The sequence below is a fragment of the Isosphaeraceae bacterium EP7 genome, from assembly GCA_038400315.1.
In the GTDB taxonomy this organism is placed as follows: domain Bacteria; phylum Planctomycetota; class Planctomycetia; order Isosphaerales; family Isosphaeraceae; genus EP7.
On sequence record CP151667.1, the window covers coordinates 2180338 to 2195299 of the forward strand.

Here is a 14962-nt window from a genome sequence, read left to right on the forward strand (position 1 = left end):
CCATCTTCCCCGGACCGGGTTCTTGTCAGCGAGTCTCGGCCAGCGTCACGACCCGATCCGAGCCAACCCGTTCCGGCCGATGCGAGGCGATGCCGATGTGGGGACCATCGACCCTGCCGGCGAACTCGGCACGCACCGCAGCCTTGCGTTCCCGAGCCGAGACCAGCGAGCGGAACGGACGGGCCACAGCGGCGAGTTCTTCGGGGGTCATGAAGAGGAGATAGGTGGCCATGCACAGCTCGTTGAACAGGGGGATGTTCATCACGAGCATCGCCCCGACGTGCAGTGTCAGGCCGCCGGCGATCATCCAGGAGCGGGTGGACTTGAACCAGAGCAGGAAGGGCAGGGCACCACCAAGGGCGACCGCGGCGAAGGTCAGCGCGTTGATCACCATCGGCTGCATCGAGAGCGGATCGAGGCGGAAGCGGCCCAGCTCGGGGTTATTCAGCAGGAAGTGCACCGCCGAGCCGTCAAACCAGTTGATTCCGCGGCCCCGATAGAAGGCCACCATCGCATAGGCGAGCACCAGCTGGATCTGGATGAGCCGCTGCCCCCAGGGCTCGATCAGGGGCTCCGCCGCCGTCCCCCGTCGCCTGGCCGCACGCAGGGCGTCCAGCGAGAAGGCCGCGCCGCTGGGGCTGAACATGAGCGCGAACGAAGTGGCGATCAGCAGGATATCGGCATCGTTGGCCGATGCGATGTTGCGATGGTGGAGTGTCAACTGAAGCAGATAGACGGCGACGCTCACCAGGCGGGTATGCCAACCGACGAGCAGCAAGACCAGGGCCAGGGCCTGCGCACCGAAGACGATTCCGACCACGGCGGGCGACTGCCAGGTCTGGAGCAGGGAGTAGCGCAGTGAGCCGGCGACGCCTGGGGCGTCCACCCCGCGGACGAGGCCGGCGGAGGTGAACCAGTGCGTCATGTCCGTCGCCAGCAGGGCCAGGTTGGCCAGCGCCAGCATGCCGAACGCGATCCGGAAGAGGCCCAGCGGGCGGGCCGAGACCGGGGCGAACCAGAACCGATTCCAGGCACGCAGGGGGTTCATGAGCGGACGTCCTCCGCGGTCGGGAACCGGTAGGTCTGGAGAGTGAACGGTACGGGGGCCAGCAACGGGTCGCGCGGCGGGCCGTTGTAGGCGGGCGGGGGAAGCAGCTGATACCGGAGCTGCACCGCCACCGGGTAGGCCGATCCGGGTAGCTTCAGCTCACGCAGGGCATGCTTGGCGCCCAACACCCGCAGCGAGTCGCTCTCCTCGGGCGCCAGGCTCGCCGCGAATCGTGCGTGCCGTGCCCGGGTCAGGCCCTGCATCAGGCCAGTGTCGGCATACCTGGGGAACTGGTAGACGTGAAGCATCCCCCGGGCGTCGACGGCGACGGCCTCCAGGGTGAACGTCTCCTTGGTAGGGTCGGCCCCCAGGATGCCCCAATATTGCCAGAGCCCGGTCGGCAGGATGTAACGCCCTGCCCAGGGGGCAAACGCCTGCTTCAGGGCACATTCCGGGGCGTTCCAGGCGACGAGAGCCGCCAGGTGCACCGCCAAGAAGGCCGAGATGATGCCGCGCCGCAGCACCTGCCCCATCGCCCAACTGCGCATCGGTCCGCTCCTCCTTGAGCCAGTGCCCCCAGTAGGGCGGGCGGACTCTAGAGGAACTCGGACGACCGGTCAAGCTCGACGCGCCGGCAACCCGCGCATGCAACAACCCGACGGGGTCGAGCGGAGTCTCAACCGGCCATCGGGTCGTCTTCCAGGCTCAGGCCCGCCGCGGCGAGCAGCTCGGGCGGGAATTCGAAGAACCGGCTCAGCAGCCAATCCCGGCCCCAGTCCTCATTCTCGATCGCATTGAGCGGCGGCATCCCGGCCATCCCGAACCGCGTCTCGAGTAGCTCATAGGCCTCGGCCACGCCCAGCTCGACGATGGGCGTGAGCTTCGGTCCGCCGGCGTCCGTCATTGCCAGGAACCACGACCGCCGCGGCGTCCCTGACCCATCTGGGATTCGGCCGGGATCGGGGCCAGCTTCCAGGTGCCGCTGCCATAGCTCCACTTCGTCTCTCGCGGGGGTGTCGCCCAGCGGATCCGATGTCCGCGTCCACCGGGAGGGCCGTTCTGGCTTTCGTCGATCACCTGCCGCAACTCTGCGCCGGCGGCAATATAGATGAACGCGGCCAGGAACATCTGGAGATAGGCCCCTGAGAAGAAGCAGTAGGCGCCAAACGCGACGGCCAGGCCACGCCCCAGCCCTGCGGCGATCTCGGTGGCACGCACCCGGCCCAGCCATCCGCTGAGCAACGCGCGGAGCACGCGGCCGCCGTCCATGGGGAAGGCGGGGATCAGGTTGAACAGGCCCAGCACCAGGTTGATCGCAATCAGGCCGGCGACGAACCGCCCGACCAGGCCTTCGGTCTCGAGGCCGATCACCGAAGAGACCGACCAGAGCATGGCGACGATGAAGAAATTCACCGCAGGCCCCGCCAGCGCGACGAGCAGCTCGACACCCGGCTTGCGCGGCATCCGCTCAAGACGGGCCACGCCGCCGATCGGGTACAGGGTGATATCGAGCGTCTCGATGCCGAACCGGCGGGCGGTCAGCGAGTGGCCGAATTCATGCAGCAGGACGCAACCGAACATCGCGACGGTGAAGGCGACGCCTAGGGTGCCGTCAAGATGCGCCGCGTAGGCGAGCAAAATCAGGAAGGTCGGGTGCATGTACAGGTCAATACCCGCGGCACGTCCGAGCTTCCAGGAGATGGTCTGCATGGGGTCGAGTCGTCCTTTCCTGGGGACAATTCCTCACCATCTATTTCGCTCATCGAGGCCGGAAAGTTCAACCCGATCACCAAAATCGCGAGCGTCCGCCGGGCGGAAGATGCCCTTGCGGACGACCAAACGCCTTGCCTGCTCTCAGGTTGCGAAACAATCCCCGGCCCAACGCGACATCGAACCGCATCCCCGAATGCCTTCGGATGGGACATGGGTCTCAGCCCATACCGAGCGCACTCTAGGATGACGGCGGGACGAAATCGTCGAACTCATGCACGCTCGTCCTGAAGGATCGCCGCGGCATATTGAACCAGGTCGTCGCGTTCGCGGCTGGCCCGTGACAGGCGGTCGAGCCGGCCGGCCTGATGGCAGAGCTGGGCCAGCGATGGGCAGTTGAGCATCGAGTCGGGGACCCCGGCGAGATGTTCGGCGGCCACGTCAATCGCGTCGTCGATGCGGTCAAGCCGGACGAGCAACCGGACCAGGGCTTGCGCCACGGCGGCGTTGTCGTCGCGTCCGTCGGGGTCGGCCGGGACGAGCTTGGACCGGAAGTGTGCCAGGCCTTTCTCGACCTCGCGGCCCAGCAGCACGCCAAGGTAAGCTGCATGGTCCACGAACACGTCGTCGAACGGGGGCTCCCCCTCGAAACGATGCCTGGCCGAGAGGTTCCGGCCGTACTCGGTCAGTTCCAGGGCGAGCGCCAGCCCCTCAGCATCGTCGATCAGCAGCGGCGAGTACCGCACGGACGCGGACAGATGCGAGACGTCGATGTGGTACGAGTCCTCGGCGAACAGCCATTCACGGCGCGCGATCAAGGCCGGGATGGGCGAACCGTCCGGAGGGAGAGGCTGGCCGCGTCGGGTAATCTCGCCTCTCAGGTTCTCGACCAGGTGAGCGTGGAGCTGGCGGACGAGCTTACCGGCGCAATGCTGGCGGACGGCCGGGTCCTGCGGCAGACCCTCGAAGGCGGAGATCGACGAGCAGGTGCCGTAATGCTTCAGGATCAGCTCGAAGCCCTTGCGCGGGGAGACCCCCTGGTTGAACGCGACCTCGACGACCTGCCCCAGCCGCTCGTCGATCTCGGTGCCGGGGGAGTAGTCCTCGATGGCCCGGACTACCTGGTCGGGCTCGCTGATGGCGCGGAAATAGGGCCAGGCGGCGGCGATCTCGCCGTGGTCGAGCATCAGCTTGCCGACCTTGCGGATCGACTCGACGTACCGCTCCTCGTAGTGCGTCCGGGTCGGCTCGGGCAGATCGGCCAAGGAACCTGGCTGCACCAGGGGCAGGTCGAGCTCATGCCTTGCCCTCAGGAGCATGGCGTCCAGCAGCGGGCGGAACTCGGCGCGCTCGGTGAGCGTCGCGATCAGGGAGTCGAGTACCGCGGCGGCCCCGGACGCCTTGAGGGCGTCATCCAGGGCTTCGAACGCGGCCTCGCGCCCGGTCTCGGCGGCTGTCGCACTGGCATCCATCGGCGGGTCTCTCCGGGCGGGCGGTTCAACGTCTGGATTACTGGGCGTCGGACTTGCTCGGGTCGATCGCCGTGGCCGGTGCGCCCGGCGGGTCGCTGTCGAGCTTCGCCCCTTCGGAGCGTTTCCAGGTCGTCCAGCAGCGAGTGTTGTAGCAGTCGACCAGGATATCGCGGGCCTCGTCCACGCTGTCGGTGACGATCAGGAGGTTGAGGTCTTCCGCGGAGATCGTCCCCTGCTCCAGCAATGTATTCTTGACCCAGTCGATGAGCCCACGCCAGTAGGACTCGCCGAACAGGACGATCGGGAACCGGCGGATCTTCTGCGTCTGCACCAGGGTCAGGGCCTCGAACATCTCGTCGAGGGTGCCGAAACCGCCGGGGAAGATGACGAACCCGTTGGCGAACTTGACGAACATCGTCTTCCGCACGAAGAAGTAGCGGAAGTCGATCGACAGGCTCAGGTACGGGTTGTGGTCCTGCTCGAAAGGGAGCTCGATGTTGCAGCCGATCGACAGGCCGCCCGCCTCGAGCGCGCCGCGATTGGCGGCCTCCATCAGGCCGGGACCGCCGCCCGTGATGACGGCGAAGCCGGCATCCACGAGCTTGCCGCCGAGCTCTCGGGCGGCCTTGTAGTAGGGCGATTCCTCGTTCATGCGCGCCGAGCCGAACACCGCGACCCCCGCGCCAACCTCGGCCAGGGTGTTGATCGCGTGCACGAACTCGCTCTGGATGCGCAGCACGCGCCAGGGCTCGCTGTGCGTGAACGCCGCAAGCTCGGGCACCTGGGGGCGTGGGCTGGCGGGGACCTCGCGGTTGAGCAGTTGCTCGTCCTCGGTCTCCCTGGGCAAGGCACGCGCGTGGGCGCCCACGATCTTGCGTTGTGCCGGGGCCTTCGCCGCCCCGTTGGACTTTTGCGGGATCATCCCGCCATTGCCGTCTTGGTCTCTGTCCATCGTAAACTGCCGCGTGGTTTCGTTTCGTCCAATCCGACGCCCTCGGATCGCCGCCGCCCTTCGATGGGCGGATTCGGCGAACTTCGTGCGTCACCGCTCATTCTACGTCCCTCATCCCCGATCGGCCGCCGAATCCGCCGGAACCCCTCCGTCCTCGGGATCCGGGGGGACCGCCCCGACCATTGATCGGCAACGCGCAACCCCCTGCTATTAGAGGCGTCGCGGCAAGTCGTGACTTCGACAGGTCGGATTTGAATCGCGACGTATCGTTCTTGTGTCCATTCGCCCCACGCACTTCGAGATTGGATCGCCTCCCACGACATCCATCCATTCTCGACCCGCTCGCCGACCGGCTCCTGAGTCATTCCCGATCCGTGGCCGATCTGCGTATCATGTGTGTCTGACGTTGGACGAATGCCCGCCCCGCCAAACGAGCCCCGACCGATCCCATGCCCGACCAGAACGCCCCCTGGCACGACAGCCCGTTCCTCCGTGCCTGCCGCCGCGAGCCCACCGACGTCACCCCCATCTGGCTGATGCGGCAGGCCGGGCGTTACATGGCCGAGTATCGCGAGGTGCGCGCCAAGGTCGGCTTCCTGGAACTCTGCAAGAATCCGGACCTGGCCACCGAGGTCACCGTCACGGCCGCCGAGATCCTGGGCGTCGACGCCGCGATCCTCTTCGCCGACATCCTCCTGATCCTGGAACCCCTGGGCCTCGACCTGGAGTTTGCCAAGGGGGAAGGCCCGGTGATCCATAACCCGGTGCGCACGGCCGCCGACGTCGACCGGATCCGCCCGCTGGAGTCGATGGAGCCGCTCGCATACGTCACCGACGCGGTGCGCAGCATCCGGTCGGCCCTGAATCCGAAGACCCCGCTGATCGGCTTCGCGGGCGCGCCGTTCACGCTGGCCTGCTATGCGATCGAAGGGGGGGGCTCGCGGCACTACGAGACGGCCAAGGCCTTCATGTACCGAGATTCCGGCGCCTGGGACGCCCTGATGACCAGGCTGGTCGACGCCACGGTGCTCTACCTGAACGCACAGGCCGATGCCGGCGCCCAGGTGCTGCAACTCTTCGATAGCTGGGTGGGCGTGCTCGGACCTGACGACTACCGGCAATTCGTCCAGCCGCACATGCGACGGCTGTTCGGGGCCTTGAAGCCGGGCGTGCCCACGATTCACTTCGGCACCGACACGTCGACCCTGCTGGAGCTCCAGCGCGACGCAGGCGGCGACGTAATCGGCCTGGACTGGCGCGTCGAGCTGGGCGCGACCTGGGACCGGCTCGGCCCTGGGGTCGCGGTTCAGGGGAATCTCGATCCGGTCACGCTGTTCGGCCCGGTCGCCGAGATCGAGCGGCGGGCGGCGCGGATTCTCGACCAGGCGGCCGGGCGGCCGGGCCACATCTTCAACCTGGGCCACGGGATCTTGCAGCACACGCCGGTGGACAACGTCAAGGCGCTGATCGACTTCGTGCACGGCTACCGGCCTCATTGAACGCGGGATACGCCCGAGTCGGCCATTCGACGGCCGCGGGCCGGTTGAATACAATGGCCGGAATCCGGTCCCCGAATCCGGCCCTCCCAGCGCATCGGACGCCGAGCTTCCCATGACCCAACCCTACGACAGCGTCCTGCTGATGGCCTACGGCGCCCCCGAGTGCATGGAGGACGTCCGCCCATTTCTGGACAACGTCCTGCGCGGCCTGCCCGTGCCCAAGGAACGCTATGAGACGGTCGTCCATCACTATGAGCTGATCGGCGGCAAGAGCCCGCTCAACGAGCTGACCGACCGCCAGGCGAAGGGGCTGCGGGCCTGGCTGGCCGAGCACGGGCCGGAGTTGCCGGTGTACGTCGGGATGCGGTTCGCCAAGCCGTACATGTTCACGGCGGTGCGCGACATGATCAACGACGGCCGCAAGCGAGCCATCGGCATCATCATGTCTCCTTATCAGAGCGAGCCGAGTTGGGAGAAGTACCAGGAGACCGTCCGCGAGGTGCTGGAGGCCGCAGGGCAGGACGTGGCGCCTCGGGTCGACTTCGTCACCCCCTGGTTCGACAGCCCGCTCTTCGCCGAAGCCCAGGCCGACCGGGTCCGTGCCGCTCTCGACAAGATCCCCGCGGAGCGCAGGGACCGCGCCGAGCTCGTCTTCACGGCCCATTCGATCCCCGTCCGAGTCGCGGCCAGGTGCCCGTATGCCCAGCAGATCGAGGCCGCCTGCACTGCCGTGGCCCGGAGGCTCGGCGACAGGGCATGGCGGCTCGCCTGGCAGAGCCGGAGCGGCAACCCGCGCGACCCCTGGCTGGAGCCCGACGTCAACACGCTGCTGCCCAAGCTGAAGGAATCAGGGGTTGAGGACGTCGTGACTTGCCCAATCGGATTCATTTCCGACCACGTCGAAGTCATGTATGATCTGGACATCGAGGCTGCGCAGGTGGCCCGGGACGCGGGCCTGGGCTATGTCCGGGCCGAGACCGTCAACGACCACCCAACATTCATCCATGCCCTTGGCGAGCTGGTCGCCGGGGCGGTCGCCGGATCCAGGGAAACCGTGGCTGTGGGTGCCTGAATGAAGACGGGGCAGGGCGACGACATCAGGGATGACGACGACCGGGGCGGGAACCGCCGGACCGATCGCGCCACGGCGGGCGCACGCGGCCGCGTCGTGGTCATCGGCGGCGGCCTGACCGGACTGGTCGCCGCCAGGCGCATCGCCGAGCGTGCCCAGTCCCTGCGCCGGCCCATCGAGGTCGTCGTGCTGGAGGCCAAGGACCGCGTCGGCGGGGCCATCTGGACCGACCACGTCGACGGCTTCACCCTCGAAGGGGGGGCCGACTCGTTCATCACCAATAAGCCCTGGGCCGTCGACCTCTGCCGCGCCCTGGGCCTGGGCGACCAGCTCATCGGCACAGACGAGCACCATCGGCGGTCATTCGTGGTCGGCAAGGGAAGGCTGCTGCCGGTCCCCGAGGGCTTCGTGCTGATGTCTCCCCGGCGCCTGATGCCGCTGCTGACCTCGCCGATCCTCTCCTGGAAGGGGAAGATCAGGGCCCTGATGGACCTGGTCCTGCCGCGCAAGGCCGACGAATCCGACGAGAGCCTGGCCTCGTTCGTCAAGCGTCGGCTCGGCCGCGAGGCCCTCGACCGACTGGTCCAGCCCCTGGTCGGCGGCATCTATACGGCCGACCCCAATGACCTGAGCCTGAAGGCCACCCTGCCGCAGTACCAAGCGATGGAACGCGAGCACGGCAGCTTGATCCGCGCCGGCCTGAGGCAGGCCAGGCTAGGCAAAGGAGTTGACGCCAACGCGTCGGGTGCCCGTTACGGCCTGTTCGTCAGCCTGATCGACGGCATGGACACACTTCCCAGGGCCCTGGCCGCCAGCCTTCCCGATGGCGCCCTGAGGCTCAGGAGCCCGGTGCGACGAGTGGGCCGGCCCGACTCCAAGTCGGAAGGCCTCTGGCGAGTCGATATGCTCGACGGCCCGCCGATCGACGCCGCCGCCGTGGTCGTGGCCACCGAGAGCCACGCCTCGGCCCGCCTGCTCGACGGCCTCGACCCCGAGTTGGCCCTGCACCTGCGGTCGATCCCTTACGCTTCCAGCGCCATCGTCAACATCGCCTTCCGTCGCGACCAGATCGCGCACCCGCTGGACGGCTTCGGCGTGGTGGTCCCGGCCATCGAGAACCGGGGGATCCTGGCCGTCTCGTTCACCAGCGTCAAGTTCCCCAGCCGTGCCCCCGCCGGCACCGTCCTGATGCGTGTCTTCGTCGGCGGGGCCACTCAGCCGCACCTCTTCGACCTCGACGACGCCGCGATGCTCGACCTCGTCCGCGCCGAGCTCGCCGACCTCATCGGCACCACCGGCGAGCCTATCCTCGCCCGGGTCGGCCGCCACGCGCGGGCGATGCCCCAGTACACCCTGGGCCACCTCGACCGGGTCGAGGCGATCCAGACGAAAGCCGCCCGCCACAGCGGCCTGATCCTGGCCGGCAACGCCTTCCACGGAGTCGGGGTGCCCGACTGCGTCCGCTCCGGCGAACTCGCCGCCGAGGCCGTCCTCGTCGCATTGGCCGACCCGGCCAACATCGCCGCGGCCTAATCGGCCTACCCCACCCCCTCGGCCCGGGCAATCGATTCGGCGCGAAGCCGCCGGGTCAGCCGGAAAGGCCCGGGTAAGGGACTCTAGATCGCCTCGAAATTGTTCGGGGTGAACTCGAATGCGTTGATCAGTCCGCCACGTGGAGATCGAGCGGCGATGTCATGTCTCGGCGGCCGATTCCCGCGTGTTGACCGAGGCGCCCGGCGGTCGTATCATCTCGTGCTTCGGCTGGGCCTCGCGGCGACGCGGAGGGCCAGTCTTATCCTGCATCCCGGCGCTCGTGCGAAGACGCGCCGGGGTGGGATCTCTCCCACCTTCCCCTGCGAGAGCGGAGCGCTTCCCCATGACGGTCGACGCCGGCGGCGGATCCATCGAAAGTTCGTTGATCGAAACCAGAGTCTTCCCGCCCCCGGCCGACTTCGCTGCCAAGGCGCACGTCCCCAGCCTCGAGGCCTATCAGGAACTCTGGGACCGGGCCAAGGCCGATCCCGAAACGTTCTGGGGCGAGGTCGCCCAGAACCTCCACTGGTTCAAGCCCTTCGACCGTGTTTTGAAGTGGGAGCCGCCGCACGCCGAGTGGTTCCTGGGCGGGCAGCTCAACGCGGCCTATAACTGCGTCGACCGCCACTGCGAAGGGCCGAACAAAAACAAGGCTGCGATCATCTGGGAAGGGGAGCCGGGCGACCGCCGCGTGCTCCGCTACCAGGACCTCCAGCGCGAGGTCTCCACCTTCGCCAATGTGCTGAAGGGCCTGGGCGTGAAGAAGGGCGACGTCGTCGCCATCTACATGCCGCTGGTGCCCGAGCTGGCCATCGCCGTGCTTGCCTGCGCCCGGATCGGGGCGCCTCACACGGTCGTCTTCGGAGGCTTCAGCGCCGAGGCCCTCGCCGGCCGGATCCAGGACTGCGACGCCAAGGTGCTCGTCACGGCCGACGGCGGCTTCCGACGGGGCAAGGTGGTCCCGCTCAAGACGAACGCCGACGGCGCCGCGGAACTCTGCCCGACCATCGAGAGCGTGGTCGTCTACAAGCGAACGGGCCAAGAGATCAACATGGTCGAGGGGCGCGACCACTGGTGGCACGACCTGGCCGCCAAGGCCAGCTCCGTCTGCCCGGCCGAGCCCGTGGACAGCGAGCACCCGCTCTACATCCTTTATACGTCCGGCTCCACCGGCAAGCCGAAGGGGATCCTGCACACCACCGGCGGCTACATGGTCGGCGTCACCGCGACGACCAAGTGGGTCTTCGACCTGAAGGAAGACGACACCTACTTCTGCACCGCCGACGTGGGCTGGGTGACCGGCCACAGCTACCTCGTCTACGGCCCGCTCTCCAACGGCGCCAGCGTCGTGATGTACGAGGGGGCCCCCAATTTCCCCGACGAGGGGCGGTTCTGGAAGATCATCCAGGACTACAAGGTCTCCATCCTCTACACCGCGCCGACGGCCATCCGGACCTTCATGAAGTGGGGCGACCACTTCCCCAAGAGCTACGACCTGACGAGTCTGAGGCTGCTGGGGACGGTCGGCGAGCCGATCAACCCCGAAGCATGGATGTGGTATCGCGACGTGATCGGCGGCGGCCGCTGCCCGATCACCGACACCTGGTGGCAGACCGAGACCGGCGCCATCATGATCGCCCCGCTGCCGGGCGCCGTCCCCTCGATCCCCGGCTCGGCCACCCGCCCGCTGCCTGGCATTGTGCCGGCGGTCGTCACCAAGGACGGCAAGCCGGTGCCGGACGGACAGGGCGGGTTCCTCATCATCACCCAGCCCTGGCCATCGATGCTCAGGACCCTCTACAAGGACGACGACCGGTACAAGGAAACGTACTGGTCCGAGATCCCCGGTGCTTACTTCACCGGCGACGGCGCCCGCCGCGACGCCAACGGCAACTACTGGATCCTCGGCCGTGTCGACGACGTCCTGAACGTGTCGGGCCACCGTCTGTCGACCATGGAAGTCGAGAGCGCGCTCGTCAGTCACCCCTCCGTGGCCGAGGCCGCCGTCGTCGGCAAGCCCGACGACCTACGAGGCCAGGCCATCTTCGCCTTCGTCACCCTGGAATACGGGCACGTCGCGTCCGACGATCTCAGGCATCTGCTCCGAGCCCACGTCGTCAAGGAGATCGGGGCCCTGGCCCGGCCTGACGACGTCCGATTCACCGAGTCCCTGCCCAAGACCCGCAGCGGCAAGATCATGCGTCGCCTCCTCCGCGACGTGGCCGCCGGCCGTGAAAGCACCGGCGATACCTCCACCGTCGAAGACCTGAGCGTCCTGGCTCGCCTCCGCGAGAGCGAAGAGGTCTGATCCCGCAGGTCCCGAAGCCCTTTGTCTGACACTCTGACGGCCGACCGGTTTCAAACCCGCGTCGGCCGTCGTCGTTTGACGACCGCCGATGAAGTTGGGTTCGTTCTGCGACGCCGCGACCGAGCACTGCCCGCGAATGGATTCGTTTCGCAGTCGCTCGGGTTCGTTTCGTCGTCAGGCTGAGGGAGTGATCGAAACGCAACCTAATCCGCCATAACTTATTTAAGTAGAAGAACTTACGAAGCACAAACGGAAGTCGGATGCTCGCCGTTCGCGGGGTCGGAAGGTTGCCATCTCCCAGGACGAGCATGATGCAAAGCCACGGCCAGGCCAGCTCGATGGCTTAGCCCGCGGGGGGTGAAGCCAAGGGTGCGGCCCGCCTCGTCTCCGTACAAGCACTCCATGATCGTGCGTGGAAGTGACTCGCCCAGGTCGGGTTCCAGAACCTGGCGCGTGTAGTCGAGATCATCGGCGTCCAGCGACGGTGCGTCGCAGCCGGCCGAGGCCATCGAGGACCCTTCCTGGTCCAAGAAATCGCGGAGGGTCCTCGCTGGACCATGACGGTGGGCGTAAGCCGATCGATATAAAGGGATTAGAACCGCCTCTCGGACAGCCCGTTCCGAGGCCGGTTCGCTCGACCAGAGGACACCCGAGATCCACCCGCACCTGAGAGCGGCGGGGCTTTTCGATGCCCAGGCGTACTCGCTCGCATAGCGGTTCGTCCACCCGCCGCCCAGGTCGTCGGCGATGACGAGGCCAACCTTGTACTCCCCGTTCACGTCGTTGAGTTGGGCCGATGCCTCCGCGGCCGCTTCGAACGCCAATTCCTCGGCGCCGAGATCGAGGAAGGCGTCGATCAAGACCGCCACATAATCTCTGGCCATCGGGTTGAGGGCGACGAGTGGCGCCACCCGGGAATCGTTACGGTCGTCGCCCTGCATCATTCGAAGGTAAGCCCGGAACCGGTCCAGGCCGCGCGGGATGCGATACAGCTCCCTCTGCATCGCCAGGAGTGGGACGAATTCCAGCCTCATGACGAAGTCCCCAGAAGCCTCTCTCTCTCGATGGCTGGAGTGGGCCGCCGAATCGACGGGGCCTTACCCACGCGTTCGACCGGTACTCGCTTCCACTCGCGACAGCGGTTCGGGGTCAGATCATCCCGAATCGACCCTGAATTCTACCCGAATCGGCGGCCTGGAGCCTCATGAGCGAGGCCTGGCGGGCCGCCCACTCCGCGCGATGGGGCGGCCCGCCAGGCGATGACATAGGATTGGCGTCGCCTTTGTGGTCATCCGGATTGCCAAAGTCCTGGTTCGCGGAGACCGGGGCCCCCAGAGGGAAGCCTCAGCACGCACTACGACCTTGGAGTTGCAATTCGCGGTCAAAACCGGCACTGTCTCTGAACAATTTTCGCAATTGAGTTCGAAACGACAAACACCCCGAATTCGCAGCCCTCGGGGAAGGGGAGCAAATCGGGGCGGTCGGATCTCTGAGGTTCGGACATGCCACCCGACCGGAGTCGGGCGGCTGGTGCCTGGTCAGATCGGGTAAAGGTTGCCGAGCTCGGCGCGGGCCTTGGCGCTGCCCTTGCTCGCCTTGATGAGCGGGAAGGACTGCATCTTGCCGTCGACTTCCAGGGTCAGTTTGCCGCTGCGGATGACCGAGGTGGCCACTTGGATGTACTTGGTGGTGCCGTTGGGCAGCCAGACGTGGATACGCTGGAGGTTGGGCCGGAAGGCACGACGGCTCACGCCGGTGCACTTGATGCCGACGCCGCCGAGGTACTTGGCCTTACCGCGGGTGGTAATCTGATTGCCGAACGTGGTCTTCTTGCCGCTGACGTCGCACGTGCGTCCCATGGGGCCGCTCCTTCGCTCGCTTCGAAAACTCGGACGGGGCGCATCGACGGTCGCAATTCGGCGGCTCGAACCAACTTCGGGAGCCGACGTCCCTTGCGAACGTCACCGGGACTTGCGGGACCTGACTCAGCGGGGCATCGGGCCCGGAGTCTCGGCCTTCTGATGCTGAAGCAGGCATTCCTTGTGCACCCGATGGGTGGGAACGGGCTGCTTGCAGATGGGGCACGTGGTCAGATTGATGGGGGTCAGGAAGTCATGGGCCCGCCGAGTGCCCTTGCGTGACTTCGATGTCCGTCTCTTCGGTACGCCCACGTCACCATCTCCCCGATATCAACCCCGAGCACTGCTCGACCCGGCACCGAGTACTGCTCGACCCGGCAAAGAGGGTGATTATCCGCAATCTCCGGGGGAATGCAACCCCGGCTCGGCCGAGGGCCGCATGAAGCGGGCCGGCTTGCCCGGTTGCGGCGGCCGGGCGTATGCTGGCCGGCTTGTTCCTATCTATGGACGATTCTGGTGAGTCGAGACGGGCAGCGAGGGCGGGCGTCGGCGTCGACGGCCGCCGGATGCGGGCCGGGTGCCCCGGGATGGGATGATTTCGCCATGGCCGACCGCTCGAACGGGCAGCAGACCGTAACCCGCTGGGGATTCATCGGTTCCGGCAAAATGGCCACCGCGCTCATGCGCGGGATGATCCGGGCTGGGACTGCGTTGCCCACCTCGATCGTGGCCAGCGACACGATCCCCGAAGCCAGGGAGGCGCTCGCACGCGAGACCGGCATCCGGGCCCTCGCGTCGAACGCCGAGGTGGCCGAGGCCAGCGACGTGCTTGTCCTGGCCGTCAAGCCGCAGAGCATGACCTCGGTGCTCGCCGAACTGGCGCCCCATGTCGACCCTCGTCACCTGGTCGTCTCGATCGCGGCGGGCATCTCGCTGGCCAAGTTGGACGAGGGGCTCGGTGAGGCGAAGCGGCGCATCGTCCGGGTCATGCCCAACACGCCGGCGCTCATCGGTCAGGGGGCGTCGGGTTACTGCCTGGGCGAGCACGCCCTCGAGGGCGATGAGGCGACGGTGCGGGTTTGCCTCGATGCGGCCGGGCGGTCGTACCGCGTTCCCGAGTCGTTGATGGACGCGGTGACGGGCCTCTCCGGCAGCGGCCCTGCATTCGCCTACCTCATGATCGAGGCCCTCTCCGACGGCGGCGTACGCGCCGGGCTGCCGCGCGACGTGGCGACGGCCCTGGCGGCTCAAACCCTGCTGGGGTCGGCGGCGATGGTCCTGGAAACGGGCCTCCATCCTGGTGCGCTCAAGGACCAGGTGACCAGCCCGGGTGGCACGACGATTGCCGGTGTTCATGCGCTGGAGCGGGGGGGACTGCGGGCGGCCCTGATGGACGCGGTGATGGCGGCGGCGGCCCGATCGGCCGAGCTGGGCTCGAAGTGACTCGGGCGTGTCCTCATGGTAAGCTGACGGTTTGGTCGCCCACGCCTTCGTTGAGGTCCAGACGTC

The 14962-nt window shown here is 67.2% G+C and carries 14 protein-coding genes; 5 read left to right on the forward strand and 9 right to left on the reverse strand.

All coding sequences use genetic code 11. The features are described from left to right. Positions 1-25: 25 nt before the first annotated feature. The 6 genes from EP7_RS08345 to EP7_RS08370 all read right to left on the reverse strand — a co-directional run bounded on the left by EP7_RS08345 (position 26) and on the right by EP7_RS08370 (position 5182). Positions 26-1048 (reverse strand): HTTM domain-containing protein, encoded by a 1023-nt coding sequence (locus EP7_RS08345; RefSeq protein ID WP_463527384.1) that lies wholly within the window; start codon positions 1046-1048, stop codon positions 26-28. Next, the gene (locus EP7_RS08350; protein WP_463527385.1) at positions 1045-1596 is read right to left on the reverse strand and encodes a hypothetical protein; all 552 of its coding nucleotides are present in this window, start codon (positions 1594-1596) and stop codon (positions 1045-1047) included. Before EP7_RS08350 ends, EP7_RS08345 begins: the two co-directional genes overlap by 4 nt. 128 nt (positions 1597-1724) lie before the next feature. Next, positions 1725-1952 carry a hypothetical protein gene (locus EP7_RS08355; protein ID WP_463527386.1) on the reverse strand — a complete coding sequence of 76 codons (228 nt, stop codon included), beginning with the start codon at positions 1950-1952 and terminating at the stop codon, positions 1725-1727. Further along, positions 1949-2758, reverse strand: a complete 810-nt coding sequence (locus EP7_RS08360) for a site-2 protease family protein (RefSeq protein ID WP_463527387.1) — start codon at positions 2756-2758, stop codon at positions 1949-1951. The genes EP7_RS08355 and EP7_RS08360 overlap by 4 nt, the downstream gene beginning before the upstream one ends. Before the next feature lie 272 nt (positions 2759-3030). Beyond that, positions 3031-4230, reverse strand: a complete 1200-nt coding sequence (locus tag EP7_RS08365) for a hypothetical protein (RefSeq protein ID WP_463527389.1) — start codon at positions 4228-4230, stop codon at positions 3031-3033. Between the two features lie 37 nt (positions 4231-4267). Beyond that, positions 4268-5182 (reverse strand): LOG family protein, encoded by a 915-nt coding sequence (locus EP7_RS08370; protein WP_463527391.1) that lies wholly within the window; start codon positions 5180-5182, stop codon positions 4268-4270. 449 nt (positions 5183-5631) lie between these two features. Here EP7_RS08370 and hemE point away from each other — a divergent pair, with 449 nt between their 5' ends. The 4 genes from hemE (at position 5632) to acs (ending at position 11594) form a co-directional block, all read left to right on the forward strand. Further along, positions 5632-6681 (forward strand): uroporphyrinogen decarboxylase, encoded by a 1050-nt coding sequence (hemE, locus tag EP7_RS08375; RefSeq protein WP_463527392.1) that lies wholly within the window; start codon positions 5632-5634, stop codon positions 6679-6681. Positions 6682-6793: 112 nt separating this feature from the next. Further along, positions 6794-7753 carry a ferrochelatase gene (hemH, locus tag EP7_RS08380; protein ID WP_463527393.1) on the forward strand — a complete coding sequence of 320 codons (960 nt, stop codon included), beginning with the start codon at positions 6794-6796 and terminating at the stop codon, positions 7751-7753. Next, positions 7754-9286 (forward strand): protoporphyrinogen oxidase, encoded by a 1533-nt coding sequence (gene hemG, locus EP7_RS08385; RefSeq protein WP_463527394.1) that lies wholly within the window; start codon positions 7754-7756, stop codon positions 9284-9286. Between the two features lie 343 nt (positions 9287-9629). Continuing rightward, the gene (gene acs, locus EP7_RS08390; protein WP_463527395.1) at positions 9630-11594 is read left to right on the forward strand and encodes an acetate--CoA ligase; all 1965 of its coding nucleotides are present in this window, start codon (positions 9630-9632) and stop codon (positions 11592-11594) included. Between the two features lie 236 nt (positions 11595-11830). On the opposite strand, the gene EP7_RS08395 is transcribed toward acs, so the two are convergent. The 3 genes from EP7_RS08395 to rpmF form a co-directional block, all read right to left on the reverse strand. Then, positions 11831-12628, reverse strand: a complete 798-nt coding sequence (locus tag EP7_RS08395) for a hypothetical protein (RefSeq protein ID WP_463527397.1) — start codon at positions 12626-12628, stop codon at positions 11831-11833. A 504-nt stretch (positions 12629-13132) separates the two neighbouring features. After that, complete coding sequence (rpmB, locus tag EP7_RS08400; RefSeq protein ID WP_463527398.1) at positions 13133-13453, reverse strand: 50S ribosomal protein L28; 321 nt, start codon at positions 13451-13453, stop codon at positions 13133-13135. 126 nt (positions 13454-13579) lie between these two features. Next, complete coding sequence (gene rpmF / locus EP7_RS08405) at positions 13580-13765, reverse strand: 50S ribosomal protein L32 (protein WP_463527399.1); 186 nt, start codon at positions 13763-13765, stop codon at positions 13580-13582. 291 nt (positions 13766-14056) lie between these two features. On the opposite strand from rpmF, the gene proC reads away from it, so the two are divergent. Further along, a complete protein-coding gene (proC, locus tag EP7_RS08410; protein WP_463527400.1) occupies positions 14057-14896 on the forward strand; it encodes a pyrroline-5-carboxylate reductase in 840 nt (279 codons plus the stop codon). The last annotated feature ends 66 nt before the right edge of the window (positions 14897-14962 follow it).

Excerpts from the sequence above, each read along its gene's own strand:
- EP7_RS08345 (WP_463527384.1), bottom strand. The coding sequence starts at position 1,048 with ATGAACCCCCTGCGTGCCTGGAATCGGTTCTGGTTCGCCCCGGTCTCG.
- EP7_RS08350 (WP_463527385.1), bottom strand. The coding sequence starts at position 1,596 with ATGCGCAGTTGGGCGATGGGGCAGGTGCTGCGGCGCGGCATCATCTCG.
- EP7_RS08355 (WP_463527386.1), bottom strand. The coding sequence starts at position 1,952 with ATGACGGACGCCGGCGGACCGAAGCTCACGCCCATCGTCGAGCTGGGC.
- EP7_RS08360 (WP_463527387.1), bottom strand. The coding sequence starts at position 2,758 with ATGCAGACCATCTCCTGGAAGCTCGGACGTGCCGCGGGTATTGACCTG.
- EP7_RS08365 (WP_463527389.1), bottom strand. The coding sequence starts at position 4,230 with ATGGATGCCAGTGCGACAGCCGCCGAGACCGGGCGCGAGGCCGCGTTC.
- EP7_RS08370 (WP_463527391.1), bottom strand. The coding sequence starts at position 5,182 with ATGGACAGAGACCAAGACGGCAATGGCGGGATGATCCCGCAAAAGTCC.
- hemE (WP_463527392.1), top strand. The coding sequence starts at position 5,632 with ATGCCCGACCAGAACGCCCCCTGGCACGACAGCCCGTTCCTCCGTGCC.
- hemH (WP_463527393.1), top strand. The coding sequence starts at position 6,794 with ATGACCCAACCCTACGACAGCGTCCTGCTGATGGCCTACGGCGCCCCC.
- hemG (WP_463527394.1), top strand. The coding sequence starts at position 7,754 with ATGAAGACGGGGCAGGGCGACGACATCAGGGATGACGACGACCGGGGC.
- acs (WP_463527395.1), top strand. The coding sequence starts at position 9,630 with ATGACGGTCGACGCCGGCGGCGGATCCATCGAAAGTTCGTTGATCGAA.
- EP7_RS08395 (WP_463527397.1), bottom strand. The coding sequence starts at position 12,628 with ATGAGGCTGGAATTCGTCCCACTCCTGGCGATGCAGAGGGAGCTGTAT.
- rpmB (WP_463527398.1), bottom strand. The coding sequence starts at position 13,453 with ATGGGACGCACGTGCGACGTCAGCGGCAAGAAGACCACGTTCGGCAAT.
- proC (WP_463527400.1), top strand. The coding sequence starts at position 14,057 with ATGGCCGACCGCTCGAACGGGCAGCAGACCGTAACCCGCTGGGGATTC.